Source organism: Streptomyces sp. So13.3 (assembly GCF_005860785.2).
In the GTDB taxonomy this organism is placed as follows: domain Bacteria; phylum Actinomycetota; class Actinomycetes; order Streptomycetales; family Streptomycetaceae; genus Actinacidiphila; species Actinacidiphila fildesensis.
This window is the reverse complement of record NZ_CP048835.1, coordinates 2,978,644-3,004,838: the sequence shown is the minus strand read 5'-3', so window position 1 is coordinate 3,004,838 and position 26,195 is coordinate 2,978,644. Positions and strand designations below refer to the sequence as shown.

The window sequence follows — 26,195 nt, the reverse complement described above, 5'->3', positions numbered from 1 at the left end:
GCGGCTACCCGAGCTTGGAGCCGGCCTTGTCGTAGGCGGCGGCTTGGGTGGGCGTGAGATATCGGGAGACGCGGACGAGGACCGTCCCGTGCGGGTAGTCGTACTCGGCGAGCATGGGAATGCTCGCCGTGACCTTCTGGATGTACTCGGCGCGGGTCTTCGCGGCCTCTGTGGTCGGGAAGACCTCGATGCAGCCGCCGAGTTCGACGTCTCCCGTCTTGTACATGCTGGCGTCGGCGCCTTTGATCCGACTGTCGGCGAACTTGATCGCTGACGTGTACCGGCCAGGGCGACCCATCAGGTGATTGCTGTCGTTCTCAGCGGTCACCGTGACCGTGAGCTTCGCGGTCGGAACATCCTTGGCAATCGCTCCGAACGCTGTGGTCGCGGTGACGCCGGCCGCTGATGGTGCGGAATTGCCTGCGGGTTTGTTCGGGGAGGGCGTAGTGCCCATCGAGCAGCCCGTAGCGAAGAGAAGGCCACAGGCGATGATGGCGGTGGCGCGGGCTGAATGAGCGTGCATGAGTCCCCTTGGTTTCCGGCAAGCGGTGACGGCATCGCCGCTCGGCGATCCGTCACGGCCCCGCGTCACTTGATCTGCTGCTTGCTGCGGTCGAGGAGAAGGACGTGCACGACCGTCGTGATCATGAATGTCCAGACGGCTACCGCGAACCATGCGTTGACCTTGGGCTGGACGATGGCGAAGCCGAGAACGGTCGCGCTAAGAGCTGCGTAGGCGGCTGGAGCTCGCCATCCGATGATCTTGCGGTGCCAGGCGATGACGAATGGCAAGAAGGCCAAGAGCGACATGCTGACCAGGGGTAGGGCAGCCCACGCGTACCGCTGCCATGGCTCGGTGAACATTCGGCGCTGAACGGTCGGGATGAGGAACGGGTTGGTGATGTTGGCCCCCAGGCGGCTTGAGGGTGCAGCGTGACAGTGCCCGAAGGCGCTTGGCGGCGGTGTGACGGATCTGTTACTAAGCGTTGCCCGCCGTGGCATCCCGCGAGTGCGGCACGAAGCTGCGGTCTGGGAGGACCTGCCGGGCGGGGGCTTCGAGTTGTCCCCAAAACCTGGGGTTGCTACCGCGAGGCGGTCCGGGAGTTGCTGTCTCAGCGGGACTTCGGGACGAACGGGTCGGCGGTACGGAAGCGGATGGTGCCGTCCGTGTCCGCCGGGTGTTCGGCCAGCGGGATGATCCGGTACGCCACAGGGCACTTGGCGTCCGCGTACAGCAATCTGCCGGGACCGGTCGGCGCGGGCCGGTTGCCGATCGGGACGGCCATTGCGGCGTCGATCGGGTCGTGGCACAAGTGGCACCATGCGTGCGGTTGCCGTTCAACCGCGACGGCGCAGGACGGTTCGCATGCATACAGTTCGACGTCGTCGGCGTGTACGCCGGTCCCGATGTGGTGTGTGCCTATCGACCGGGCGCGGTAGAGGCGCGCTGCGCAGTGCGCGCAGTTCAGTCCGCGCAATTGGTTGATGGTGAGCCGGTCCGGGTCGATGACCGGAGGCTGGGTGTTGTCGGTGCTCATGGCGTCTTCTCCTGGGTGACTTCTGCCCAGAGTCCGTGATCGTCCGGGGTGGTGCCGTGGCAGGATGAGAAGCCGCGGATGATCGAGAGACCGGCACCCCTGACGCTGTGCAGAGGTAACGCCACGTTGCCGGACGCGGAGATGCGGGCTCGGTAACCGGCCGTGGAGAGGGTCATCTGGATCTTCGCCGGTCGTGTCGCCAGGACGGCGACGAAGAGTTCGTCGGCCAGCAGCGGAGCGTCCTCGTGGCGCACGTGACTGCCCACCCATACCCGGACGACGCGAACCTGCTCGGCATCCCCGGGGAAGCGGCGCTGCCAGCTCTGTCCGGATTCAGGCATGGGTGTGCTCCCAAACTCCACAATGTTATGAGTACGGAAAGTTCTTTTCCGTACTCAGAATCGCGCGCGACTTGGCGAGGGTCAAGCGAAGCGGCCAATATGTGAGTACAGAATCGGACGATCACTCGGGAGGGTGATTCGCGTGCCCCGCGAGGAACGGCCGGAGTACCTCCGCATCGCCGCCGAAGTACGTGCCCAGATCCATGACGGCACCTACGCGCCGGACGACCGCCTACCCACCCTGCCGGAGCTGTGCGAGGCGCACGGCGTCTCCGAGACGACGATCCGCAACGCTCTCGCGGTCCTGCGCAACGAGGGACTGATCGAGACCCGGACCCGCGCGGGCACCATCGTCCGCAAACGGCCGCCCGTTCACCGCATGGCAGCTGACCGGTACCGCACCAACACCACGGCGCCGCAAACGGCGTTCACCAAGGACCAAGGCATCGGCTGGTCCGAATACCGGCTCGACAAGCGGTACGTGAAGAAGCGGGCCGACGCCGAACTGGCCGCACTCTTCGAGTGCGAAATCGGCGAACCGCTTCTCGCCCGCCACTTCGTGTTCTACGACAACGATGCCCCGACGCAGATGTCCATCAGCTATGTCCGCTGGTCCGATGTCGCCGCTACACCTGTCGCCGACCCGATCAACGAGCCGTGGCCGGGTGGCACTCGTGCGCAGTTCAAGACGCTGGGCATCCATGTCAACCGCATCACCGAGTCGTTCACCACGGCCATGCCCACCGAGGACGAGCAGGCGACGCTGCGCATCGGCGGCTCCGTGCCGGTGATCCGCTTCACCCGCAGGCACGTCGCCGACGACGGCCGGGTGGTCGAGGTTGCGCACCCGATCGTCCGGCGGGGTGACACCACGGTCGTCGAGTTCGCGATCGACCTCGACGACTGATGCCGGGTGTCAGGCCTTGCGGCCGGTGATCAGTTTGCCGCCCTCGACGCGCACCTCGACGGCGGGCAGCGGCTCGGTCGCCGGGCCCTGGACGACGGCGCCGGTCGTGGCGTTGAAGCGGCTGCCGTGGCAGGGGCAGGAGATGATGCCGTCCTCGACCTTGTCCACCACGCAGCCGGCGTGCGTGCACACCGCGCTGACCGCCTTGTAGGCGCCCTGGGTGGGCTGCGAGACCACGACCTTGTCATCGCGGAACAGCTTGGCGCCGCCGACGGCGACCTCGGTGGCCGGGCCGAGGTCGACGGGACCGGTGGCCGCGGCCTTGTCCTTGCCGGATCCGCCGCAGGCCGTGAGGCCCAGGCCGGCGACTCCGGCGAGAGCCGCGCCCCGCAGGACGGTACGGCGGCAGGCGGCGTGCGGTTCGGTCATCGTGGTGCTCCAGGCTCAGGACGCGGAAAGGGACGCAGGGACTGATCTTGAGACCAGTACCCTACGTCCCGAACCTGTGCCCAGCGGGTCAGGCCTTGCCCGCTGCCTTCTTGCGCGGCGCCGCCTTCTTGGCGGGTGCCGCGACGGTTTCCGCGACCGTGGCCTTCTTCGCGGTGACCTTCCTGGCCGGGGCCTTCTTCACCGCCGGCTTCTTCCTCGGCGACACCGTGGCGTCACTCACCCGGTCGCCGAGGATGTCCCGCAGGAACTTGCCGGTGTGGCTGGCCGTCGACCCCGCGATCTCCTCCGGGGTGCCCTCGGCCACCACCAGACCGCCGCCGTTGCCGCCCTCCGGGCCCATGTCGATGACCCAGTCGGCGGTCTTGATGACATCGAGGTTGTGCTCGATGACGATGACCGTGTTGCCCTTGTCGACCAGGCCCGACAGCACCTTGATGAGCTTGCTGATGTCCTCGAAGTGCAGACCGGTGGTCGGCTCGTCCAGGACGTAGACCGTCCGGCCGGTGGAGCGCTTCTGCAGCTCGCTGGCGAGCTTGACGCGCTGCGCCTCGCCGCCGGAGAGGGTCGGCGCCGACTGCCCGAGCCGGACGTAGCCCAGCCCCACCTCGTTCAGGGTGCGCAGATGACGGGAGATCGTCGGGACGGCCTCGAAGAAGTCCAGCGCCTCCTCGATCGGCATGTCGAGCACCTCGGAGATGGACTTGCCCTTGAAGTGCACCTCCAGCGTCTCGCGGTTGTAGCGGGCGCCGTGGCAGACCTCGCACGGGACGTAGACGTCCGGCAGGAAGTTCATCTCGATCTTGATCGTGCCGTCGCCCGAGCAGTTCTCGCAGCGTCCGCCCTTGACGTTGAAGGAGAAGCGGCCCGGCAGATAGCCGCGCACCTTCGCCTCCATCGTCTCGGCGAAGAGCCTGCGGACGTGGTCGAAGACACCGGTGTACGTGGCCGGGTTGGAGCGCGGGGTGCGGCCGATCGGCGACTGGTCCACGTGCACGACCTTGTCCACCAGGTCGTCGCCCTCCACCCGGGTGTGCCGGCCCGGGACGCTGCGCGCCCCGTTCAGCTCGCGCGCCAGGTGGGTGTAGAGGATGTCGTTCACCAGCGTCGACTTGCCGGATCCCGAGACACCGGTGATGGCGGTGAGCACCCCGAGCGGGAAGGACACGTCGATGTCCTGCAGGTTGTGCTCGCGGGCGCCGTGCACGGTCAGCTGCCGGTCGCGGTCCACCGGCCGGCGCACGTCCGGCATCGGGATCGAGCGCTTGCCGGACAGATACTGGCCGGTCAGCGACTCCTCGTTGGTCAGCAGGTCCTTGAGCGAACCCGAGTGCACGACCTTGCCGCCGTGCTCACCGGCGCCCGGGCCGATGTCGACGATCCAGTCGGCGATCTTGATGGTGTCCTCGTCGTGCTCCACCACGATCAGGGTGTTGCCGAGGTCCCGCAGCCGCACCAGGGTCTCGATGAGCCGGTGGTTGTCCCGCTGGTGCAGACCGATCGACGGCTCGTCCAGCACGTACAGCACGCCGACCAGGCCGGAGCCGATCTGGGTGGCGAGCCGGATGCGCTGGGCCTCGCCGCCGGACAGGCTGCCCGAGGCGCGGTTGAGCGAGAGATAGTCCAGGCCGACGTCGACCAGGAACTTCAGCCGCTCGTTGACCTCCTTCAGGACCCGTTCGGCGATCTTCTTGTCGCGGGCGTCCAGCTTCATCGCGGAGAGGAAGTCGGCGCAGTCGCTGATCGACATCGCGGAGACATCGGCGATGGACCGGCCCTGGACGGTGACCGCGAGGACGATCGGCTTGAGCCGGGTGCCCTCACAGGTCGGGCACGGCACCTCGCGCATGAAGCCCTCGAAGCGCTCGCGGCTGGAGTCCGTCTCGGACTCCTGGTGCCGCCGCTTGACGAACGGGATCGCGCCTTCGAAGTTGGTCGTGTACGCGCGCTCGCGGCCGTACCGGTTCTTGTAAGCCACCTTGATCTGCGTCTTGTGCCCGTGGAGCAGCGCCTTCTTGGCGCGGACCGGCAGACCCGCCCAGGGAATGTCCGTACGGAAGCCGAGCTCCTCGCCGAGTGCCTCGACGAGCCGCTGGAAGTACCCCTTGGACATACCGCCGGACCACGGCGCGACCGCGCCGTCCTCCAGCGACTTCTCCTCGTCCGGGACGATCAGCTCCGGGTCGACCTCCATGCGGGTGCCGATGCCGCTGCACTGCGGGCAGGCGCCGAAGGGCGAGTTGAAGGAGAAGGAGCGCGGCTCCAGCTCCTCGAAGGAGAGGTCGTCATAGGGGCAGTACAGGTGCTCGGAGAACATCCGCTCACGCTGCGGGTCGTCCTCGGGCAGATCGATGAAGTCCAGGATCACCATGCCGCCGGCCAGCCCGAGGGCGGTCTCGACGGAGTCGGTCAGCCGGCGCTTGGCGCTCTCCTTGACGGTGAGGCGGTCGATGACCACCTCGATGGTGTGCTTCTCCTGCTTCTTGAGCACCGGCGGCTCGGTCAGCTGGATGGTCACGCCGTCCACCCGGGCCCGGCTGTACCCCTTGGTCTGCAGGTCGGCGAAGAGATCGACGAACTCGCCCTTGCGCTCGCGCACCAGCGGGGAGAGCACCTGGAAGCGGCTGCCCTCCTCCAGCTCCAGCACCCGGTCGACGATGGCCTGCGGCGACTGGCGCGAGATCGGCCGGCGGCACTCGGGACAGTGCGGCTTGCCGATCCGGGCGAAGAGCAGCCGGAGGTAGTCGTAGACCTCGGTGATGGTGCCGACGGTGGAGCGCGGGTTGCGCGACGTGGACTTCTGGTCGATCGAGACGGCCGGTGAGAGGCCCTCGATGAAGTCGACGTCGGGCTTGTCCATCTGGCCCAGGAACTGCCGGGCGTAGGAGGAGAGCGACTCGACGTAGCGGCGCTGCCCCTCGGCGAAGATCGTGTCGAACGCGAGGGAGGACTTGCCCGAACCGGAGAGTCCGGTGAACACGATGAGCGCGTCCCGCGGGAGGTCGAGCGAGACGTTCTTGAGGTTGTGCTCGCGAGCGCCACGGACTGTGAGTCGATCGGCCACGCCAGTGCGCACCTTTCATAGAAAAGGAGAGGGTCGGCACCCCCAGTCAGCCTAAACGGGGCGCCGTCAACATTTCTTCCTGTTGTGACACACCGAGCCTATAGCACGCGCATTCGATTTACGGAGGGCGGCTGCCATGTTCACCCGACCGAGTGACCGCGCTAGCGTCGTCCGTGCACCGTCGATCAAGCTGTCGAGCACGTTGTCGATCAGGAGGCCCTGTGTCCGTCCAACGACCCGACCCCGCCCGCGATGCGGCTGCCGTACAAGCAGCCACCGAACGGCTGATCGAGGCGGTCGCGGCGCTCCCCGCCACCGCGGTCGCCGAGCCCTCGCTGCTGCCCGGCTGGACCCGCGGCCACGTCCTGGCCCACCTCGCCCGCAACGCCGACTCGCTCGTCAACCTCCTCACCTGGGCGCGCACCGGCGAGGAGACCCCGCAGTACATCAGCACCGAGGTGCGCGACAAGGACATCGCCGACGGCGCCGGCCGCCCGCTCGCCGAGCACCTCGACGACCTGCGCACCTCCGCCGACCGCTTCGCGCTGGCCACCGGGGAGATCCCGCCGCAGGCCTGGGCCGCCCAGGTCCGGATGCGGTCCGGCAAGGTGATCGCCGCAGCCGAGATCCCGTGGCGGCGGCTCGTCGAGATCAACTTCCACCATGTGGATCTCGGCATCGGCTGCGGCTTCGACGATCTGCCGGCGGACTTCACCGGGCGGCAGCTCGATGCGCTCCTCGACGGCCTCTCCGGCCACGAGGGCGTCGCCGCCGTCCGGCTGCACGACACCGGCAGCGGATCCTCCTGGGATCTCGGCGCCGCCACCGAGCCGGAGCTCACCGTCAGCGGTACCGGCAACGCCCTGCTGGCCTGGGTCAGCGGCCGCGCCAAGGGCGACGGCCTGACCACCGTCCCGGACCACCCGCTGCCCGTCCTCCCACCGCTCATCTGACGCCATTGACCTGGGCGCCACTAACCTGGGCGGCATGCCCTATAACGGAGAAGTGAAGGTCGGCGGCGCGCCGGACGTGCACGAGCTCACCGACCTCATCATCACCAAGGTCGCGGTCGGCCCGATGAACAACAACGCGTACCTGCTGCGCTGCCGGGACTCCGGTGACCAACTGCTGATCGACGCGGCCGCCGAGCCCCGGACGCTGCTCGGCCTGATCGGTGACGACGGAATCGCCTCCGTCGTCACCACCCATCGGCACGGCGACCACTGGAGCGCCCTCGCCGAGGTCAAGGCCGCCACCGGCGCGCGCACCCATGCCGGGCGCTACGACGCGGAGGGCATCCCGGTACCCACCGACGTCCTGGTCGAGGACGGCGACATCGTCCGGGTCGGGCGCATCGAGCTGACCGCCCGCCACCTGGTCGGCCACACCCCCGGCAGCATCGCCCTCGTCTACGACGACCCGCACGGCCACCCGCACCTGTGGACCGGCGACTGCCTCTTCCCCGGCGGCGTCGGCAACACCCACGACGACCCGGAGGCCTTCACCCGCCTCCTGGGCGACGTGACCGCCAAGCTCTTCGACGCCCTTCCCGACGAGACCTGGGTCTACCCGGGCCACGGCAGCGACACCTCACTCGGCGCCGAGCGCCCCCACCTCGCGGAGTGGCGCGAGCGCGGCTGGTGACCGGGTGGGGGCGGCCCGGCAACGGGCCGGCCCCACGCCGACGGATCCGTCCTGAGTGCGTTGGCGCCACCCCTCAGGACCGACCGGCCGGAACCGCCCGGCCCCTCAGGACCAGTCCCACGCGATGCCCAGCAGGCCCGGCCGTACCGTCTCCTCCACGAAGTGGACGGTGCCGCGGCCGTTGAGGAGCAGTTCGGCGACCGCCTGCTGGGGGGCGCCCTGGGTGGGTTGTTCGAAGCGGCGGCAGCGGACCGGGAGGGTGGTCGGGGCGAAGGCGGCCTGGAGGACGTACTGGCCGCCTCCGAAGGGGAAGCCGCGGACGTACTCGCCGCTCGGCGGGCCGCTGCCGTCGTCGAAGCCGTAGCCGAGCAGGGCGGTGTCGCCGCCGCGCAGGCGGCCGTCGAAGAGCAGCTCGGCGACGACCACGCCGGACTCCTGGTGCCGTCTGACCCGTCCGACGCGGCAGTTGTCGGCCGCCCGCACCCGGACCCGCTCGACATCGCAGCCGGGGTCCCCGTGGTGGATGGCCACATAGCGGTCCACACCGTCACGGTGTGCGCGGACCACATGCTGTGAGTCGTGGGCGAGCAGCTCGCGTGCCTCCCCGATCCGCACCCGCTCGTAGTGCACGACGGTGTGGAGCCCGCCGTCCGCCGGGGAGCCGAGCTCCGCGAGCAGGGTCTCCAGGGCCGCGGCGGGTTCCATCAGGTACTGGTAGGAGCGGGCCGGCGGCCGGTCGGGGTTCGTGCGGGGGACGAGCAGCCGGCTCAGGGAGTTCGCGGGCAGTTCCAGGACGTCCTCCAACGCCCGGACGGCGCGCAGCGATTCGGCCCGCTCCGGTCTGCGGATGCCGCTCTGCCAGTAGCTGAGGCTGGTGACGGACACCCGCACGCCGCGCTGCGCGAGACGGTGCCGGACCCGTTCCAGGGCCAGACCGCGGGCGGCCACGGCGGTCCGCAGCGCGTGGTGGAAGGGTCCGGTGCGCAGCGCCTCGGACAATGCGGTTCTCTGCGACATTGCGCTCCTCCGGCCGCGCGGTCTGTGAACGTTCACCCACGTGGTGGCCGGTACGTCTCGCGGCACGCTGCTGACCTGCTGATCCGATCCCTGTGTTCACACCCGTACCGCGGGCGTTCACACCTGGCTCGCCCCCACATTGAAGCCCGTTGACCGGTCCCCGACAACACCCGATGCTCTGATCCAGCGTCCGGACGCGCTCCTCCACCCCCCACTTCCCGACAGGGAGGAACGCCATGCTCCATCCCCTCCGCATGCGGTTGCGCGGCCGCGGGCGCCTCGCGGCGGTCGTGCTCGCACTCGCCGCGACACTCGGCCTCGGCATCACCGGCACCCCCACAGCCGGCGCCGCACCTGCCGCCGCATCCCTCGCCGCACCCGCCGCCGCGACCAGCACCCTGGCCGGCGCGAAGCAGCTGAACATCACCATGCAGGCGCAGCAGAACACCAACTGGTGCTGGGCCGCGAGCGGCAACACCATCGCCACCTGGTTCGGCCGCTCCTACTCGCAGAACCAGTTCTGCAACGCGGCCTTCAACCGGGCCCAGGGCTCGACCTGCGGCAACTGGCAGGCGTCGCTGGACAACGTGCAGAACGCGCTGGACTGGGCCGGCATCAACCCCGGCAGCTACGTCACAGGCTATCTGCGCTACACCACCGTGCAGAGCGAGATCAGCGCCAACCGGCCGGTGGAGACCCGTATCGCGTGGAGCTCCGGCGGCGGGCACATGCATGTGCTCTACGGCTACGACACCGCCACCAACTTCGTCTACTGGGGAGACCCGTGGCCGTCCAACTACCGCTACAACTGGGCGGACTACTCGTACTACGTCAACAACAGCTCGTTCTCCTGGACCCATTCGCTCTACCGGATCGGAGCGTGAGGCGCCGATGAAGACGAGCACGACACACAAGATCGCGGCAGTCGCGGTTGCCGCCCTGGCGTCCGGCGGACTCACCCTGGCCGCCGTCCCCGTGGCGCACGCCGACGACACACCCGCCGCCTCCGCCGCCGCCCGCGAAGCCGCCGCGGCGCCGGCCACCCTCGACACGCTCTCCCGCTTCTTCGCCCGTGACGGCGTCACCGCACTGAAGGCCGCGGCGCCGCACCTCGAAGGCGCGACCGTCACTGTCAACACCCTCAACCCCGGCTTCGTCGCGGGCGACCGGGGCGCGGCCGTCGCGCTGCCGGAGTTCGCCGCCACCAAGGCGGTCTCCGCCGACGGGCACACCGCCTCCGTGTGGACGGTGCGCAGCGGGACCGGCTGGAAGGTGGTGAACATCGCCACCGGCAGCGACGAGACCGACTACGTCGCCAAGGGCGGTGCTCAGCCCGGTTCCACGGTCTTCCGGGAACCGCAGATCGACGCCTGGTACGTGGTGCGCGCGGGCAGGGTCCTGCCGCTCGATCCGGACGCGGTCAAGGCCGTCGGCGCCGCCGGCACCACGCTGGCCGGCTACCAGCAGCTCGTCCACCGAAGGTACGGGGACAAGCTGCCCGGCTCGGCGTACGACCGGGCGGGCCTGGGCGGCGGCTACGACACGGGGGCCGCTCCCGGAGCCGCTCCCGGGGCCATCGGTCCCGCCGCAGCTCCGGCCGTCGCTCCGGCTGTCGCAGCGGCCCCCGAGGCGCAGGCCGCCCGGGCCGGCGCGGCGGACGGGCACCTCGGGAAGGGCGCCCCGCTCGGCGCGGTCGGCGCCGGTCTGGCGCTGATCACCGCCTTCGCCTTCGGCGTACGCCGCCGCACCACGCGGCGTAGCTGAACCGTCATTCCCGGTCCCCGCGCGTGACCCGTGCCGGGACCGGGAATGTCACCGCCCGCCAGTAGGGTGGTGGCATGGCAGACCCCTCCAGTTACAGACCGAAGCCGGGTCAGATCCCCGACTCGCCGGGGGTCTACAAGTTCCGGGACGAGCACGGCCGGGTGATCTACGTCGGCAAGGCGAAGAGCCTGCGCCAGCGGCTCTCCTCGTACTTCCAGGACATCGCCAACCTGCACCAGCGCACCGCCACCATGGTGACGACCGCCGCGTCCGTCGAGTGGACCGTGGTCGGCACCGAGGTCGAGGCGCTGCAGCTGGAGTACTCCTGGATCAAGGAGTTCGACCCCCGGTTCAACGTCAAGTACCGGGACGACAAGAGCTATCCCTCGCTGGCCGTCACCATGGGTGAGGAGTTCCCCCGGGTGCAGGTGATGCGCGGGCCCAAGAAGAAGGGCGTGCGGTACTTCGGGCCGTACGCCCACGCCTGGGCGATCCGCGAGACCGTGGACCTGATGCTGCGGGTCTTCCCCGTGCGGACCTGCTCCGCAGGGGTGTTCAAGCGGTCCGCGCAGATCGGCCGGCCCTGCCTGCTCGGCTACATCGGCAAGTGCGCCGCGCCCTGCGTCGGCCGCGTCACTCCGGACGAGCACCGCGAACTCGCCGAGGAGTTCTGCGACTTCATGGCCGGCCGCACCGGCACGTATCTGCGCCGCCTGGAGCAGCAGATGCGGGAGGCGGCCGGCGAGATGGAGTACGAGAGGGCCGCCAGGCTGCGTGACGACATAGAAGCGCTCAAGCGGGCCCTGGAGAAGAACGCGGTGGTGTTCAACGACGCCACCGACGCCGACCTGATCGCGGTCGCCGAGGACGAGCTGGAGGCGGCCGTCCAGATCTTCCACGTCCGCGCCGGCCGGGTACGGGGCCAGCGCGGCTGGGTCACCGACAAGGTCGAGGCGGTCGACACCGCCGGCCTCGTCGAGCACGCCCTGCAGCAGCTCTACGGTGACGAGAAGGGCGAGGGCGTCCCCAAGGAGGTGCTGGTCCCGGCCATGCCGCAGACCGCCGAGGCGCTCACCCAGTGGCTCGGCGAGCGGCGCGGTTCGCAGGTCAGCCTGCGGGTCCCGCAGCGCGGCGACAAGAAGGACCTGATGGTCACCGTGCAGCGCAACGCGCAGCAGGCGCTGGCGCTGCACAAGACCAAGCGCGCCTCGGACCTGACCACCCGCTCCCGGGCCCTGGAGGAGATCTCCGTGGCGCTGGAGCTGGAGACGGCCCCGCTGCGGATCGAGTGCTTCGACATCTCGCACCTCCAGGGTGACGACGTGGTCGCCTCGATGGTGGTCTTCGAGGACGGCCTGGCCCGCAAGAGCGAGTACCGCCGTTTCCAGATCAAGTCCTTCGAGGGCCAGGACGACGTCCGGTCGATGCACGAGGTGATCTCCCGGCGCTTCCGACGCTATCTGCAGGAGAAGCAGAAGACGGGCGAGTGGGACGTCGGCGCGGCCGGCGGCGAGGTCGGCGCCGAGGGTGGCGAGGCCGGCGAGGCGGTGGGCGGGCCCATCGACCCCGAGACCGGCCGGCCGCGCAAGTTCGCGTACCCGCCGCAGCTCGTCGTCGTCGACGGCGGGCAGCCGCAGGTCGCGGCCGCCCAGCGGGCGCTCGCGGAGCTGGGCATCGAGGACGTGGCCGTCTGCGGCCTCGCCAAGCGCCTGGAAGAGGTCTGGCTGCCGGACGACGACGACCCGGTGATCCTGCCCCGCACGAGCGAGGGCCTGTACCTGTTGCAGCGGATCCGGGACGAGGCACACCGCTTCGCGATCTCGTACCAGCGCACCAAACGATCGAAATCGATGAAGGCGGGCGCCCTGGACGCGGTGCCGGGCCTCGGCGAGACGCGCCGCCAGGCGCTGCTCAAGCATTTCGGCTCGCTCAAGCGGCTGCGGGCCGCCACGGTGGAGCAGATCTGCGAGGTGCCCGGCATCGGCCGCCGCACGGCCGAGACGGTCGCCGCGGCCCTGGCCGCAGCCGCGCCCGCCGTTCCCGCGGTGAACACCGCCACGGGAGAGATCATTGAGGATGAGTAGACGGCCGCACCCGGGGGCCGCCTCAGTGGAACGGGGGAGACAGCGATGACAGAGAACGACGGAGACGGAGCAACCGTGACGACCGGTGGAGCGGGTGAGGCCGCCGAGGCCATCCCCGAACTGGTGATCATCTCCGGCATGTCCGGAGCCGGCCGCAGCACCGCGGCCAAGTGCCTCGAGGACCTCGGCTGGTTCGTCGTGGACAACCTGCCGCCCGCCCTGATCCCCACCATGGTGGACCTCGGCGCGCGCTCGCAGGGCAATGTGGCGCGGATCGCGGTCGTCGTGGACGTCCGCGGCCGCCGCTTCTTCGACAATCTGCGGGAGTCGCTGGCCGACCTCGACACCAAGGGCGTCAAGCGCCGCGTGGTGTTCCTGGAGGCCTCAGACGACCTTCTGGTGCGCCGCTTCGAGTCCGTCCGCCGCCCGCACCCGCTGCAGGGCGACGGCCGGATCGTGGACGGCATCGCCAAGGAGCGCGATCTGCTGCGCGAGCTGCGCGGCGAGGCCGACCTGGTGATCGACACCTCCAGCCTGAACGTGCACGAGCTGCGATCGAAGATGGACGCCCAGTTCGCGGGCGACGGGGAGCCCGAGCTGCGGGCGACCGTCATGTCCTTCGGCTTCAAGTACGGGCTCCCGGTCGACGCGGACCTGGTGGTCGACTGCCGCTTCATCCCGAACCCGCACTGGGTCCCGGAGCTGCGCCCGTACACCGGGCTGAACGACGAGGTCGCCCAGTACGTCTTCAACCAGCCCGGCGCCAAGGAGTTCCTGGACCGGTACGCCGAGCTGCTGCACATCATCGCCGCCGGCTACCGCCGGGAGGGCAAGCGGTACGTGACGATCGCCGTCGGCTGCACCGGCGGCAAGCACCGCAGCGTCGCGATGTCCGAGCGGCTCGCCGCGCGGCTCTCCTCGGACGGGGTGGAGACCGTCATCGTCCACCGGGACATGGGGCGCGAGTGATCCGGACGGCACGGCGCCTGCGTCGCACGAGCCGTCGCTCCGGAGTACCGCCGAAAGTGGTCGCCCTGGGCGGCGGCCACGGCCTGTCCGCGTCGCTGAGCGCCCTGCGCCGGATCACCGGCGACCTGACCGCCGTCGTCACCGTCGCCGACGACGGCGGTTCCAGCGGCCGGCTGCGCGAGGAGATGGGCGTCCTGCCCCCCGGTGACCTGCGCAAGGCGCTGGCCGCGCTGTGCGGGGACGACGAGTGGGGGCGGACCTGGGCGCAGGTGATCCAGCACCGCTTCGTCAGCAAGGGCGATCTGCACGGACACGCCGTAGGCAATCTGCTGATTGTCGCCCTCTGGGAGCAGCTCAACGACGAGGTCGCGGCACTCGAATGGGTCGGCCGGCTGCTGGGTGCGCACGGCCGGGTGCTGCCCATGTCCGCGGTGCCGCTGGACCTCCATGCGAGCGTCCGCGGGCACGACCCCGCGGCGCCCGACGAGACCACCACGGTGCGGGGCCAGGCAACGGTCGCCCTCACCCCCGGTGACGTGCAGGAAGTGTGGCTGCAGCCGGCCGATCCGCCGGCCGTTCCGGAGGCCGTCCAGGCGGTCCTGGACGCCGACTGGGTGGTCCTCGGACCGGGGTCCTGGTTCTCCTCGGTGATCCCGCATCTGCTGGTCCCGGAGCTGGCCGACGCACTGGTGAACACCCGGGCCCGCAAGGTCCTCACACTGAACCTCGCACCCCAGCCGGGGGAAACCGACGGCTTTTCTCCGCAGCGTCACTTGGAGGTTTTGGCCCGACACGCCCCTAAACTCACCATCGACGTGGTGTTGGCCGACGAGGCCGCCGTGCCCGACCGCGACAGCCTGGTCAAGGCTGCCGAAGGGTTGGGCGGCACGGTCGAGCTGGCGCGGATAGCGGCCCCCGACGGGCCGCGGCACGATCCGGAGCTGCTGGCCACCGCGTATGACCGGATTTTTCGTATGCGTGGAAGGATCGGCCCATGGCGATGACGCCAGCGGTGAAGGATGAGATCTCCCGGCTCCCCGTCACCCGGACCTGCTGCCGGAAGGCGGAGGTCTCGTCGATCCTGCGGTTCGCGGGCGGTCTGCACCTGGTGAGCGGCCGCATCGTGATCGAGGCGGAGCTGGACACCGGGATCGCGGCCCGGCGGCTGCGGAAGGACATCCTGGAGATCTTCGGCCACTCCTCCGACCTGGTGGTGATGGCCCCCGGCGGGCTGCGCCGCGGCAGCCGGTACGTGGTCAGGGTGGTCGCCGGCGGTGACCAGCTGGCACGGCAGACCGGTCTGGTGGACGGCCGCGGCCGTCCCATCCGGGGCCTGCCCCCGCAGGTCGTCTCCGGTGCCACCTGCGACGCCGAGGCGGCCTGGCGCGGCGCCTTCCTGGCCCACGGCTCGCTCACCGAGCCGGGCCGCTCCTCGTCGCTGGAGGTCACCTGCCCCGGCCCCGAGGCGGCGCTGGCCCTGGTCGGCGCGGCCCGCAGGCTGCAGATCCCGGCCAAGGCCCGCGAGGTGCGCAACGTCGACCGGGTCGTCGTACGGGACGGCGACGCGATCGGCGCGCTGCTGACCCGGCTCGGCGCCCATGACTCCGTCCTGGCCTGGGAGGAGCGCCGGATGCGCCGCGAGGTCCGGGCCACCGCGAACCGGCTGGCGAACTTCGACGACGCGAACCTGCGCCGTTCCGCGCGGGCCGCGGTCGCGGCCGGCGCCCGGGTGCAGCGCGCCCTGGAGATCCTCGGCGAGGAGGTCCCCGAGCACCTCGCGGCGGCCGGCCGGCTGCGGATCGAGCACAAGCAGGCGTCGCTGGAGGAGCTGGGCTCGCTCGCCGAGCCGCCGCTGACCAAGGACGCGGTCGCCGGCCGTATCCGCCGGCTGCTGGCCATGGCCGACAAGCGCGCCTCCGACATGGGGATGCCCGGCACCGAGGCGAACCTCACCGAGGAAATGGTCGGCTGACTCCGCCGCTGTTCACCCACCGCACGCCCCGGTGTTCCGCACAGGACACCGGGGCGCGGTGCGTCCGGGTGCGGCCGGCGCCGCGGACCCCACGCGGAGCTCAACCGCCGTGCGGACGTGGCCCGGTGGCGGCGCCGAACGGTTTGTTGAATTGCGGGCCGGGCCGTCTCAGCATCCGGAGCCGCTACGGACGGCTTCCACGGTGACACTCCGTGACAGGTGGGGTGAACTGGGAAAACGGCCGCTGAGCGGGCGCTCAGAGCCCGTCCGGGCGCTGTCGATGTCACTGGGAACACGTGGGCGAGGTAGGGTCGTGGGTGGTCGGGGACATCCCATATTTCGCAGCCGGAGTGTATTCCGGCACATCAGCGAGGAGATCGGTTCGTGACGATCCGGGTAGGCATCAACGGCTTCGGTCGTATTGGTCGCAACTTCTTCCGTGCCGTGCTTGAGCAGGGCGCGGACATCGAGATCGTCGGTGTCAACGACCTGACCGACAACGCGACCCTGGTGCACCTTCTTAAGTACGACAGCATCCTGGGCCGTCTCAAGGCCGAGGTCACGCACACCGACAACACCATCACCGTCGGCGGCAAGACCTTCAAGACGATGGCGGAGCGGGACCCGGCGAACCTGCCGTGGGCCGAGCTCGGCGCGGACATCGTCATCGAGTCCACGGGCTTCTTCACCAAGCGCGACGACGCCGCCAAGCACCTCGCGGCCGGCGCGAAGAAGGTCCTCATCTCGGCTCCGGCCAAGGACGAGGACATCACCGTGGTCATGGGCGTCAACCACGAGAAGTACGACGCGGCGAAGCACAACATCATCTCCAACGCCTCGTGCACCACGAACTGTGTGGCGCCGATGGCGAAGGTGCTCCTGGAGAACTTCGGCATCGTCAAGGGCATGATGACCACGGTCCACGCCTACACGAACGACCAGAAGATCCTGGACTTCCCGCACAGCGACCTGCGCCGTGCGCGGGCCGCCGCGATCAACATCATCCCGACCTCCACGGGTGCCGCCAAGGCCACCGCGCTGGTCATCCCCGAGCTCAAGGGCAAGCTGGACGGCACCTCGCTGCGCGTCCCGGTCCCGACCGGCTCGATCACCGACCTCGTGGTGACCGTCGAGCGCGACGTCACCAAGGAAGAGGTCAACGCGGCCTTCCAGAAGGCGGCCGAGGGCCAGCTCAAGGGCATCCTCGAGTACACCGAGGACCTCATCGTCTCCACGGACATCGTCAACGAGCCGGCCTCGTGCACGTTCGACTCGCAGATGACCATGGTCCAGGGCGACCAGGTCAAGATCTTCGGCTGGTACGACAACGAGTGGGGCTACTCCAACCGCCTGGTGGACCTGACCACCTTCGTCGGCGGCCAGCTCTGAGTCACGGCCTAGCCACGCAGATGTGAGTGACAGGGCTCGGCCGACGCGATGACGCGTCGGCCGGGCCCTGTCCCTTGTCGACCACGAGGAGCCCACCGGATATGAAGACGATCGACGACCTCCTGAACGAGGGACAGGTCGCGGGCAAGCGGGTGTTCGTCCGCGCCGACCTGAACGTGCCGCTCTCCGGCGCCACCATCACCGACGACGGCCGGATCCGTGCCGCCGTCCCGACCATCACCAAGCTCGTCGCCGCGGGCGCGAAGGTGATCGTCGCCTCACACCTGGGCCGCCCCAAGGGCGAGCCCGACCCGCAGTTCTCGCTCGCACCGGTCGCCGTACGCCTCGGCGAACTGCTCGGCACGGAGGTCGCGTTCGCGGCCGACACCGTCGGGGACAGCGCGCAGGCGGCCGTCGCCGGACTGGCCGACGGCGGCGTGGTGCTGCTGGAGAACCTGCGGTTCAACGCGGGCGAGACCGCGAAGGACGATGCCGAGCGCGGCGCCTTCGCCGACCGCCTGGCATCGCTCGCGGACGTCTACGTCGGTGACGGCTTCGGCGCCGTGCACCGCAAGCACGCCTCCGTGTTCGACCTCCCGGCGCGCCTCCCGCACTTCGCGGGCGGCCTGATCGCCACCGAGGTCGACGTACTGAAGAAGCTCACCTCCGAGGTGAAGCGGCCGTACGCGGTCGTGCTCGGCGGGGCGAAGGTCTCCGACAAGCTCGGTGTCATCGACCACCTGCTGGAGAAGGCCGACCGGATCCTGATCGGCGGCGGCATGGTCTTCACCTTCCTCAAGGCCCAGGGCCACGAGGTGGGCAGGAGCATGCTCCAGGAGGACCAGATCCCGGTCGTCCAGGAGTACCTCAAGCGCGCCGAGGCCAAGGGCGTGGAGTTCGTGCTGCCGGTCGACGTCGTCGCCGCGGGCGCCTTCCCCGACCTCAAGGCGCAGGCGCCGACCAACCCGGTGACCGTCGACGTCGACGCCATCCCGGCCGACGTGATGGGCCTGGACATCGGTCCGAAGTCCGGTGCGCTCTTCGCCTCGAAGCTCGCTGACGCGGCCACCGTGTTCTGGAACGGCCCGATGGGTGTCTTCGAGCACCCGGACTACGCCGAGGGCACCCGCGCGGTCGCCCAGGCCCTGATCGACAGCCCAGCGTTCACCGTGGTCGGCGGCGGTGACTCGGCCGCGGCCGTGCGCATCCTCGGCTTCGACGAGAACGCTTTCGGCCACATCTCGACCGGTGGCGGCGCGAGCCTCGAATACCTCGAGGGCAAGACGCTCCCCGGCCTCGCCGCACTGGAGGACTGACCCAGCATGAGCACCCGTACCCCGCTGATGGCCGGCAACTGGAAGATGAACCTCAACCACCTCGAGGCCATCGCGCACGTCCAGAAGCTCGCCTTCGCGCTCACCGACAAGGACTACGACGCCGTCGAGGTCGCCGTCCTGCCGCCCTACATCGACCTGCGTTCGGTACAGACCCTGGTCGACGGCGACAAGCTGAAGATCAAGTACGGCGCCCAGGACCTCTCCGCGCACGATTCCGGCGCGTACACCGGTGAGATCTCCGGATCGATGCTGGCCAAGCTGAAGTGCACGTTCGTGGCCATCGGTCACAGCGAGCGACGCCAGTACCACGGTGAGGACGAGGAACTCGTCAACGCCAAGATCAAGGCCGCCTACAAGCACGGCCTGACGCCGATCCTGTGCGTCGGTGAGGGACTGGACGTCCGCAAGGCCGGTCAGCAGGTCCCGCACACCCTCGCTCAGCTCGACGGCGCGCTGCAGGACATCCCGGCCGAGCAGGCCGAGACGATCGTCGTCGCGTACGAGCCCGTGTGGGCGATCGGCACCGGCGAGGTCGCCACCCCCGAGGACGCGCAGGAGGTCTGCGGTGCCATCCGCGGCCGCCTCGCCGAGCTGTACAGCCAGGAGCTGGCCGAAAAGGTCCGTATCCAGTACGGCGGCTCGGTCAAGTCCGGAAACGTTGCGGCGATCATGGCGCAGCCGGACGTGGACGGCGCCCTGATCGGTGGCGCGGCGCTCGACGCGGAGGAGTTCGTCAAGATCGTCCGCTTCCGCGACCAGTAGGACCAGCAGGCGGTGGGCCTAGCGGGCCCGCACGAAGTACCCTGTCGGGGCCGGACCGGCGCACTGGCGCCCGGTTCGGCCCTGCGCCGTCCATTTGTAGTCGAGAGAGTTGGTCCAGCCGTGGTAGTCGGGTTCTCCATCGCCCTCATCATCTTCAGCCTGCTGCTTCTGCTGCTGGTGCTGATGCACAAGGGGAAGGGCGGCGGCCTCTCGGACATGTTCGGTGGTGGCATGCAGTCCTCCGTCGGCGGCTCCTCGGTGGCCGAGCGCAACCTCGACCGGATCACCGTGGTGATCGGTCTGTTGTGGTTTACGTGCATTGTCGTACTTGGTCTGGTGCTCAAGTTCCAGAAGTAGCGCCCGCGGCGTACTCCCGTGAGTCCAGGGAGAACTGACGCCTCGTCGCAAACGCGGCTTATCATGGGAGGGCGTCCTACGGGGCCGGGTACACCACCTGCCACTGGACGGCACGTAAGGTCTCCGTAAACTGGGCGACCTCGCAGCACCATCACGCAGGGAGTTACGACCGTGGCAAGTGGCAACGCGATCCGTGGCAGTCGGGTCGGAGCGGGGCCGATGGGAGAGGCCGAGCGCGGCGAGTCCGCGCCACGCCTCCGCATCTCCTTCTGGTGCTCGAACGGGCACGAGACCCAGCCGAGTTTCGCCAGCGACGCGCAGATCCCGGAGTCCTGGGACTGCCCGCGCTGTGGTTTCCCGGCCGGGCAGGACGAGGAGAACCCGCCGGCGCCGCCGCGGACCGAGCCGTACAAGACGCACCTGGCCTATGTGCGGGAGCGGCGCAGCGCGGCCGACGGCGAGGCGATCCTCGCCGAGGCCCTCGCGAAGCTCCGCGGCGAGATCTGAGAGGTCTTCTCGCGTACGGCACGCGGATATCGCCCCTGTTCGCCGGGCGGGCCCGACCATGGCCTCAGTCGTCGGCCGAGCTGGACCTTTCCAGCTCGGCCGACGACTGAGGCCGGGGGTCACCCGGCGAACGGGGGTATTTTTCTCCCCTCTGCCGGTCCCGGGCGGCCGTCCGTGCCGGTGGTCGTGCCGGGTCAGCGGCGGCGGGCGCGGGCGGTGTGGCTGTCGGCGATGTGGGCGGTCAGCGCGACCGCCGCGGTGGCCCGCTCGTAGGTGAGCTGGGCGACCCGGGCCGACAGGCAGTCGATGATCAGCAGGACGGAGTGCCGGGTGCCGTAGCCGCCGCGCCGGAAGCTGGTCTCCGCCGAGGCCGAGGTGAGCCGGATGTCGGCGGCCTGGGCGATCGGCGAGCGCGGATCGCTGGTGACGGCCACCGTCGTCGCGCCGCGCTCCGCGGCCAGCCGCAGCGGGTCCAGGGCCTCGCGCGTCGTGCCGGAGTGCGAGATCGCCACGGCCACGTCGGAGGGCGTCAGCAGTGCCGCGGAGGTCTCCGCCGCGTGCACCTCGGTCCAGCCGCGGGCGGCGCAGCCGATGCCGAACAGCCGGGCCTCGGCCTCCCGCGCGGCGATCCCGGAGCCGCCGACCCCGTACACATCGATCCGGCGGGCCTTGGCGAGCGCCTGGGCGGCCCGTTCCAGGCTCTCCCGGTCCAGCTTGTCGACGGTGTGCCGCAGGGCCCGCAGATCGGCCTGGGCGACCACCGCGACGACATGGTCGAGATCGTCGTCGGGCCCGATGTCCGGGCCCAGCACCGGACTGAGCGGCCCCTCGCCGTCGCCGCCCTGGCTGCGGCCCTGCTCCTGCGCCAGCTCGATCAGCAGATGCTGGTAGGAGTCCAGGCCCAGCGCATGGCAGAAACGCGTGACGGTGGCCTGCGACGTGCCCGTACGGCGGCCCAGTTCGGCCGCGGAGCCACGGGTGGCCGCCACCGGATCCGCCAGCACCAGCTCGCCCACCTTGCGCAAGGAATCGGACATGCGGGGGAGTTCGGAGCGGATCAGGGCGATGACCATGACGACTCGTCTCGGCTGGGGTCTTGTCGGTCAGTGAATCTATCAATCACCATGCGGTGTGATGAATGAAATTCACAACCGAACCCATCGCGGTGACGACGACCGCCGGTCCGCGCCGGCCGGCCGGTCGCTGGTGGTCGGCATCGACGCGGGCGGGACCCGGATCCGCGCTTATCTGGCCGGGGTGACGGCCGGGGCCGGGGCGACGGCGGCGGACGAGGCCGGCGTCGTCGGCGGGGTGATCGGCGAGGGCGCCGGCGGCCCCGGCAACGCGATGAGCGTGCCGCGGCCGGAGCTGACCCGGCACCTGGCCGCCGCGCTCGGCGCCGCGGTCCCGGCGGAACTGCGCGGCTCGGTCGCCGCCGTGCTGGGCGGCTTCGCGGGCGCCGCCCCGGACACCGGTCCCGACACCGGCCACGGCCTCGCGCTGTCCTGCCTCCGGGCGGCGCTCGCCGAGACCGGTATCGACGCCGCGAAGGTGGCGGTCCGCGGCGACATCGAGATCGCCTTCGCCTCCGCGCCGGGCATGCCCGCCGACGGGCTGCTGCTCATCGCGGGGACCGGCGCCGCGTCGGCACGCATCACCGGGCGCCGGCAGGTGCTGACGGTGGACGGTGACGGATGGCTGCTCGGTGACGAGGGCGGCGGCTTCTGGCTGGGCCGGGAGGCCGTCAGGGCGGCGCTGCGGGCGTTGACCGGGCGCGGGCCCTGGACCTCGCTGGTCGGCGCGGTGGCGGCGCACTACCTGGCGTCCGGCGGCGATCCGGCGGGCCTCCCCGGGTCGGTGGAGCAGACGGACCGGCAGCGGCTGGGGGAGCTGCGGGATCTGATCGTGCCCCTGGTGTACGCGCGGCCGCCGGTGCGGCTGGCGGCGCTGAGCCCGCTGGTCGTCGCCGCCGACCGGGCCGGCGACCAGGTCGCCGGGGAACTGCTCGACGCGGCGGCCGCCGAACTCGGCAGGACCGTCGCCGCGTTGCGTCCCGTGGCGGGCGAGCCGCTGGTGGTCACCGGCGGTCTGCTGGCTCCGGCCGGGCCGCTGCTGGGCAGGCTGTCGCGGCGTGCGCTGGCGATGGGGCTGCGGGTCGTCCCGGTGCCGGACGGCGGTGCGGGCGCGGTGGCGCTGGCGAGGCTCTTGACGTGACCACGATAGTCGGTTCATTGTTTCAATGACTCGTCGGAATGATGGTTCATTCAACCAAGGAGGGTGTCGGCCATGGCCGAACCACAGCTCAGCGCCGCCCGGTTCGCCGAGCACGGCCGCGCCGCCGTCGAGCGGGCGATCGGAGCCAACACCGACTCCGTCGCCGCCGCGGCCCGCCTCATCGCCGACAGCGTCGCCGCCAACGGTGTCGTCCACGCCTTCGGCACCGGTCACTCGCAGGCCACCGCGCTGGAGATCGCCGGCCGGGCCGGCGGCCTCATCCCGACCAGCCGCATCGGCCTCTCCGACCTGGTGCTGCGCGGCGGCGAGGACCGCTCCGTACTCGCCGACCCGCTGCTGGAGCGCTCCCCGGGCCTGGCCAAACGGCTCTACGAGCTGGCCACCCCGCAGCCGCAGGACCTCTTCGTGATCATCTCCAACTCCGGCGTCAACAACTCCATCGTCGACATGGCCCTCCAGGTCAAGGAGTCCGGGCACCGGCTCATCGCCCTCACCTCCCTGGAGCACACCCATGCGGTGCCCGCGCTCCACAGCAGCGGAAAGCGGCTCGCCGACCTCGCCGACGCCGTACTCGACAACTGCGCGCCGGCCGGCGACGCCCTGCTGCCGATGCCCGACGGCGGCGCGCTCTGCGGCGTCTCCACCATCACTTCCGCGCTGCTCGTCCAGATGGTCGTCGCCGAGGCGGTCGGCATCCTGACCGCCGAGGGGCACGAACCGCCGGTCTACATCTCGGCCAACCTGCCCGGCGGATTCGAGCGCAACGCCGCCCTGGAGGCCCGCTACGAGGGCCGGCTGCACCGCGGCGGTTTCTGAACCCGGCTTTCCCACCGGTGCCACGGGCGTTGTCAGTGGCCGCCGCTACGGTGCCAGGACTGATCACATCCTGGCCCGAGGGGGAGCTTTGACCGCGAACGACAGCGATCTGCGGCCGGCCGTGGAGAGCGCCGTGCCGTCCTGGCGCGGCGGCTTCGGCCGGCTGTGGAGCGCCGCGGTGGTCTCGCGGCTGGGGGACGGACTGCGCACCGCCGCACTGCCGTTGCTCGCGGTCGGGCTCACCGACTCCCCGCTGCTCGTCTCGCTGGTCACGGCGGCCGGATTCCTGCCCTGGATCCTGTTCGGCCTGCTCGGCGGCGCGATCGCCGACCGCGTCGACCAGCGGCGCGCCATGTGGGCGGTCGACGCGGTGCGCTGCGCGCTGATGGCCTGCTTCGCGCTCGCCGTGTGGCTGGACGAGGTGAGCATCGCCCTGCTGCTGGTGCCGGCCTTCGTCCTGACGACGCTGCAGACCCTCTTCGACAACGCCGCGACCGCGCTGCTGCCGACGGTCGTCCCCACCGCCTCCCTCGGCCGCGCCAACGCGCGCCTGATGACCGGGCAGACCATCGCGGGCACCTTTCTCGGCGCACCCCTGGTGCCCCTGCTGATCGGGCTCTCCGCCGGACTGCCGTTCGCGGTCGACGCGGCGACGTATCTGCTCGCCGCGGCGCTGGTCGCCTCGATACGCACGGCCCCGCGCGAGCGCGCCCCGCGCCCGCCGGGCCGGACGTTGCGGCAGGACATCGCCGAGGGCATCCGGGTGCTGTGGCGGGACCGGGTCCTGCGGTCGCTCTGCACGGCCAACACCGTCGTCAACATCGGGATGGGCGCGCTCATCGCCACCCTGGTCCTGCACGTCACCGGGTGGCTGCACGCCGGGCACTCCGGGTACGCGGCCGTGCTCACCGCCTACGGCGCCGGCAGCGTGGCCGGCGGTCTGGCGGCCGGCCGGATCTCCGAACTCCTGGGCAGGACCAGAGCGCTGGTGGCCGGATTGGTGCTGCAGAGCTGCGCCCTGATCGTGCTCGGCACCGTACGGTCGCTGCCCGTCGCGGTCGTCGTCCTGGCGCTCTTCGGCGCCATGGGGATGCTGTGGAACGTCAACGAGGTCACCCTCATGCAGGAGCGGACGCCCGCCGCCCTGCTGGGCCGGGTCAGCGCCGCCAACCGCACCCTGTCGACCGCCGGGGCCCCGCTCGGCGCCCTGCTCGGCGGCGCGGTGGCGACGGCGTGGGGACTGAACACCCCGGCGCTGGCCGCCGCCGCGCTCTTCGCCTGCGGGGTGATCGCGCTCCTACCGGCCGTCATCAATTAGTTTGGACCCATGTCCGACACCAATACGCACGGCCGTGCCCGGCTCGACCAGCTGCCCGAATGGCACGCCCTGGGCAAACACCGCGAAGAGCTGGGGGAGGTGCGGCTGCGCGAACTGTTCGACCAGGATCCGCAGCGCGCCGACCGGTACTCCCTGCAGGTCGGTGATCTGCACCTGGACTACTCCAAGCACCTGGTGACCGACGAGACCCTGCGGCTGCTGCGTGAGTTGGCGGCGTCGAGCGGCGTGGCCGAACTGCGCGACGCGATGTTCCGCGGCGAGCGGATCAACGTCACCGAGGACCGCGCGGTGCTGCACACCGCGCTGCGCGCACCGCGCTCCTCCGTCATCCAGGTCGACGGCCATGACGTCGTGCCCGCCGTTCACGCCGTCCTCAGCAAGATGTCCGTCTTCACCGACCGGATCCGCTCCGGCGAGTGGACCGGCCACACCGGCAAGCGCATCACCAACATCGTCAACATCGGCATCGGCGGCTCCGACCTGGGCCCGGCGATGGCGTACGAGGTGCTGCGCCCGTACGCCGACCGCGGGCTGACGCTCCGTTTCGTGTCCAACGTCGACGGCGCGGACCTGCACGAGGCGCTGCGGGACCTGGACCCGGCCGAGACGCTCTTCGTCATCGCCTCGAAGACGTTCACCACCATCGAGACCATCACCAACGCCACCTCCGCCCGCAACTGGCTGCTGACCGGCCTGAACGCCGACACCTCGGCCGTCGCCAAGCACTTCGTCGCGCTGTCCACGAACGCGGAGAAGGTCACCGAGTTCGGCATCGACCCGGCCAACATGTTCGAGTTCTGGGACTGGGTCGGCGGCCGGTACTCCTTCGACTCGGCGATCGGCCTCTCGCTGATGCTCGCCATCGGCCCGGACCACTTCCGCGAGATGCTGGCCGGCTTCCACCTCGTGGACGAGCACTTCCGCTACGCCCCGCCGGAGGAGAACGTCCCGCTGCTGCTCGGCCTGTTGGGCGTCTGGTACGGCGGTTTCCACGACGCGCAGTCGCACGCGGTCCTCCCGTACAGCCACTACCTGTCGCGGTTCACCGCGTATCTGCAGCAGCTGGACATGGAGTCCAACGGCAAGTCCGTGGACCGGCAGGGCAATCCGGTGGCGTGGCAGACCGGTCCGGTGGTCTGGGGCACCCCGGGCACCAACGGCCAGCACGCCTACTACCAGCTGCTGCACCAGGGCACCAAGGTCATCCCGGCGGACTTCATCGGCTTCGCCAATCCCATCGGCGAACTCGGCCCGCTCGCGGACCAGCACGACCTGCTGATGGCCAACTTCTTCGCGCAGACCCAGGCGCTGGCCTTCGGCAAGACACCGGAAGAGGTCGCCGCGGAGGGCGTGCCCGCCGAACTGGTGCCGCACAAGACGTTCCGCGGCAACCACCCGACGACCACCATCCTGGCCACCGAGCTCAGCCCGTCGGTGCTCGGCCAGCTGATCGCGCTCTACGAGCACAAGGTGTTCGTCCAGGGCGCGGTGTGGAACATCGACTCCTTCGACCAGTGGGGAGTCGAGCTGGGCAAGGTGCTCGCCAAGCGGATCGAGCCCGCGCTCAGCGAGGGCGCGACCATTCCCGGCCTGGACGGGTCCACGGAGGCGCTGGTCCGGCGCTACCGGGAACTGCGCGGCCGCTGAACGGCTGCTGAAAGCCGAACGGCCGCCGGCCGGGCTGATGTCCAGCCCGGCCGGCGGCC

The 26,195-nt window shown here is 70.4% G+C and carries 26 protein-coding genes; 18 read left to right on the top strand and 8 right to left on the bottom strand.

All coding sequences use genetic code 11. From position 1 onward, the window contains the following. Positions 1–4 precede the first annotated feature (4 nt). The 4 genes from C8250_RS13650 to C8250_RS13635 form a co-directional block, all read right to left on the bottom strand. A complete protein-coding gene (locus tag C8250_RS13650; RefSeq protein WP_138356313.1) occupies positions 5–328 on the bottom strand; it encodes a hypothetical protein in 324 nt (107 codons plus the stop codon). 260 nt (positions 329–588) lie between these two features. Further along, positions 589–801, bottom strand: a complete 213-nt coding sequence (locus C8250_RS13645) for a hypothetical protein (protein ID WP_138356314.1) — start codon at positions 799–801, stop codon at positions 589–591. Between the two features lie 311 nt (positions 802–1,112). Beyond that, positions 1,113–1,538, bottom strand: a complete 426-nt coding sequence (locus C8250_RS13640) for a hypothetical protein (RefSeq protein ID WP_138356315.1) — start codon at positions 1,536–1,538, stop codon at positions 1,113–1,115. Further along, positions 1,535–1,879: a hypothetical protein gene (locus tag C8250_RS13635; protein WP_138356316.1), complete on the bottom strand. Its 345-nt coding sequence runs from the start codon at positions 1,877–1,879 to the stop codon at positions 1,535–1,537. The genes C8250_RS13640 and C8250_RS13635 overlap by 4 nt, the downstream gene beginning before the upstream one ends. A 142-nt stretch (positions 1,880–2,021) precedes the next feature. Here C8250_RS13635 and C8250_RS13630 point away from each other — a divergent pair, with 142 nt between their 5' ends. Next, complete coding sequence (locus C8250_RS13630) at positions 2,022–2,786, top strand: GntR family transcriptional regulator (protein ID WP_138356317.1); 765 nt, start codon at positions 2,022–2,024, stop codon at positions 2,784–2,786. 9 nt (positions 2,787–2,795) lie between these two features. On the opposite strand, the gene C8250_RS13625 is transcribed toward C8250_RS13630, so the two are convergent. Both C8250_RS13625 and uvrA read right to left on the bottom strand, forming a co-directional pair. Then, positions 2,796–3,215, bottom strand: a complete 420-nt coding sequence (locus C8250_RS13625; RefSeq protein WP_138356318.1) for a Rieske (2Fe-2S) protein — start codon at positions 3,213–3,215, stop codon at positions 2,796–2,798. Between the two features lie 88 nt (positions 3,216–3,303). After that, positions 3,304–6,297 carry an excinuclease ABC subunit UvrA gene (gene uvrA / locus C8250_RS13620; RefSeq protein WP_138356319.1) on the bottom strand — a complete coding sequence of 998 codons (2,994 nt, stop codon included), beginning with the start codon at positions 6,295–6,297 and terminating at the stop codon, positions 3,304–3,306. 221 nt (positions 6,298–6,518) lie between these two features. On the opposite strand from uvrA, the gene C8250_RS13615 reads away from it, so the two are divergent. Beyond that, positions 6,519–7,250: a maleylpyruvate isomerase family mycothiol-dependent enzyme gene (locus C8250_RS13615; protein WP_138356320.1), complete on the top strand. Its 732-nt coding sequence runs from the start codon at positions 6,519–6,521 to the stop codon at positions 7,248–7,250. Positions 7,251–7,284: 34 nt separating this feature from the next. Beyond that, positions 7,285–7,941 (top strand): MBL fold metallo-hydrolase, encoded by a 657-nt coding sequence (locus tag C8250_RS13610; RefSeq protein ID WP_138356321.1) that lies wholly within the window; start codon positions 7,285–7,287, stop codon positions 7,939–7,941. Positions 7,942–8,046: 105 nt separating this feature from the next. On the opposite strand, the gene C8250_RS13605 is transcribed toward C8250_RS13610, so the two are convergent. Then, a complete protein-coding gene (locus C8250_RS13605) occupies positions 8,047–8,958 on the bottom strand; it encodes a hypothetical protein (RefSeq protein WP_138356322.1) in 912 nt (303 codons plus the stop codon). Positions 8,959–9,194: 236 nt separating this feature from the next. Here C8250_RS13605 and C8250_RS13600 point away from each other — a divergent pair, with 236 nt between their 5' ends. The 11 genes from C8250_RS13600 (at position 9,195) to C8250_RS13550 (ending at position 20,099) form a co-directional block, all read left to right on the top strand. Then, positions 9,195–9,842: a papain-like cysteine protease family protein gene (locus C8250_RS13600; protein WP_138356323.1), complete on the top strand. Its 648-nt coding sequence runs from the start codon at positions 9,195–9,197 to the stop codon at positions 9,840–9,842. Positions 9,843–9,849: 7 nt separating this feature from the next. Further along, positions 9,850–10,722: a hypothetical protein gene (locus tag C8250_RS13595; RefSeq protein ID WP_138356324.1), complete on the top strand. Its 873-nt coding sequence runs from the start codon at positions 9,850–9,852 to the stop codon at positions 10,720–10,722. A gap of 74 nt (positions 10,723–10,796) precedes the next feature. Beyond that, a complete protein-coding gene (uvrC, locus tag C8250_RS13590; protein WP_138356325.1) occupies positions 10,797–12,806 on the top strand; it encodes an excinuclease ABC subunit UvrC in 2,010 nt (669 codons plus the stop codon). Positions 12,807–12,851: 45 nt separating this feature from the next. Next, a complete protein-coding gene (gene rapZ, locus C8250_RS13585; RefSeq protein WP_138356326.1) occupies positions 12,852–13,775 on the top strand; it encodes an RNase adapter RapZ in 924 nt (307 codons plus the stop codon). A 17-nt stretch (positions 13,776–13,792) separates the two neighbouring features. Then, positions 13,793–14,779 (top strand): uridine diphosphate-N-acetylglucosamine-binding protein YvcK, encoded by a 987-nt coding sequence (yvcK, locus tag C8250_RS13580; RefSeq protein ID WP_138356364.1) that lies wholly within the window; start codon positions 13,793–13,795, stop codon positions 14,777–14,779. Continuing rightward, on the top strand, positions 14,770–15,747 hold the full coding sequence (gene whiA / locus C8250_RS13575) for a DNA-binding protein WhiA (protein WP_138356327.1): 978 nt from the start codon (positions 14,770–14,772) through the stop codon (positions 15,745–15,747). Before yvcK ends, whiA begins: the two co-directional genes overlap by 10 nt. Positions 15,748–16,131: 384 nt before the next feature. Beyond that, positions 16,132–17,136 carry a type I glyceraldehyde-3-phosphate dehydrogenase gene (gene gap / locus C8250_RS13570; RefSeq protein ID WP_138356328.1) on the top strand — a complete coding sequence of 335 codons (1,005 nt, stop codon included), beginning with the start codon at positions 16,132–16,134 and terminating at the stop codon, positions 17,134–17,136. Positions 17,137–17,237: 101 nt separating this feature from the next. Beyond that, positions 17,238–18,452: a phosphoglycerate kinase gene (locus C8250_RS13565; RefSeq protein ID WP_138356329.1), complete on the top strand. Its 1,215-nt coding sequence runs from the start codon at positions 17,238–17,240 to the stop codon at positions 18,450–18,452. A 6-nt stretch (positions 18,453–18,458) separates the two neighbouring features. Next, on the top strand, positions 18,459–19,235 hold the full coding sequence (gene tpiA / locus C8250_RS13560; protein ID WP_138356330.1) for a triose-phosphate isomerase: 777 nt from the start codon (positions 18,459–18,461) through the stop codon (positions 19,233–19,235). Positions 19,236–19,355: 120 nt separating this feature from the next. After that, positions 19,356–19,592 (top strand): preprotein translocase subunit SecG, encoded by a 237-nt coding sequence (gene secG / locus C8250_RS13555; protein ID WP_138356331.1) that lies wholly within the window; start codon positions 19,356–19,358, stop codon positions 19,590–19,592. A gap of 171 nt (positions 19,593–19,763) precedes the next feature. Beyond that, positions 19,764–20,099: an RNA polymerase-binding protein RbpA gene (locus C8250_RS13550; RefSeq protein WP_138356332.1), complete on the top strand. Its 336-nt coding sequence runs from the start codon at positions 19,764–19,766 to the stop codon at positions 20,097–20,099. A 194-nt stretch (positions 20,100–20,293) separates the two neighbouring features. Here C8250_RS13550 and C8250_RS13545 read toward each other — a convergent pair whose 3' ends face one another. After that, complete coding sequence (locus tag C8250_RS13545; RefSeq protein ID WP_138356333.1) at positions 20,294–21,172, bottom strand: MurR/RpiR family transcriptional regulator; 879 nt, start codon at positions 21,170–21,172, stop codon at positions 20,294–20,296. A 61-nt stretch (positions 21,173–21,233) separates the two neighbouring features. Between C8250_RS13545 and C8250_RS13540 the strand changes: the two genes are divergently transcribed. The 4 genes from C8250_RS13540 to pgi all read left to right on the top strand — a co-directional run bounded on the left by C8250_RS13540 (position 21,234) and on the right by pgi (position 26,136). After that, complete coding sequence (locus tag C8250_RS13540) at positions 21,234–22,313, top strand: BadF/BadG/BcrA/BcrD ATPase family protein (RefSeq protein ID WP_138356334.1); 1,080 nt, start codon at positions 21,234–21,236, stop codon at positions 22,311–22,313. Positions 22,314–22,385: 72 nt separating this feature from the next. After that, positions 22,386–23,150 carry an SIS domain-containing protein gene (locus tag C8250_RS13535; RefSeq protein WP_138356335.1) on the top strand — a complete coding sequence of 255 codons (765 nt, stop codon included), beginning with the start codon at positions 22,386–22,388 and terminating at the stop codon, positions 23,148–23,150. An 88-nt stretch (positions 23,151–23,238) separates the two neighbouring features. Further along, positions 23,239–24,468, top strand: coding sequence for an MFS transporter (locus tag C8250_RS13530; RefSeq protein WP_244809128.1), 1,230 nt, complete (start codon positions 23,239–23,241; stop codon positions 24,466–24,468). Positions 24,469–24,477: 9 nt separating this feature from the next. Beyond that, positions 24,478–26,136 (top strand): glucose-6-phosphate isomerase, encoded by a 1,659-nt coding sequence (gene pgi, locus C8250_RS13525; RefSeq protein ID WP_138356336.1) that lies wholly within the window; start codon positions 24,478–24,480, stop codon positions 26,134–26,136. The last annotated feature ends 59 nt before the right edge of the window (positions 26,137–26,195 follow it).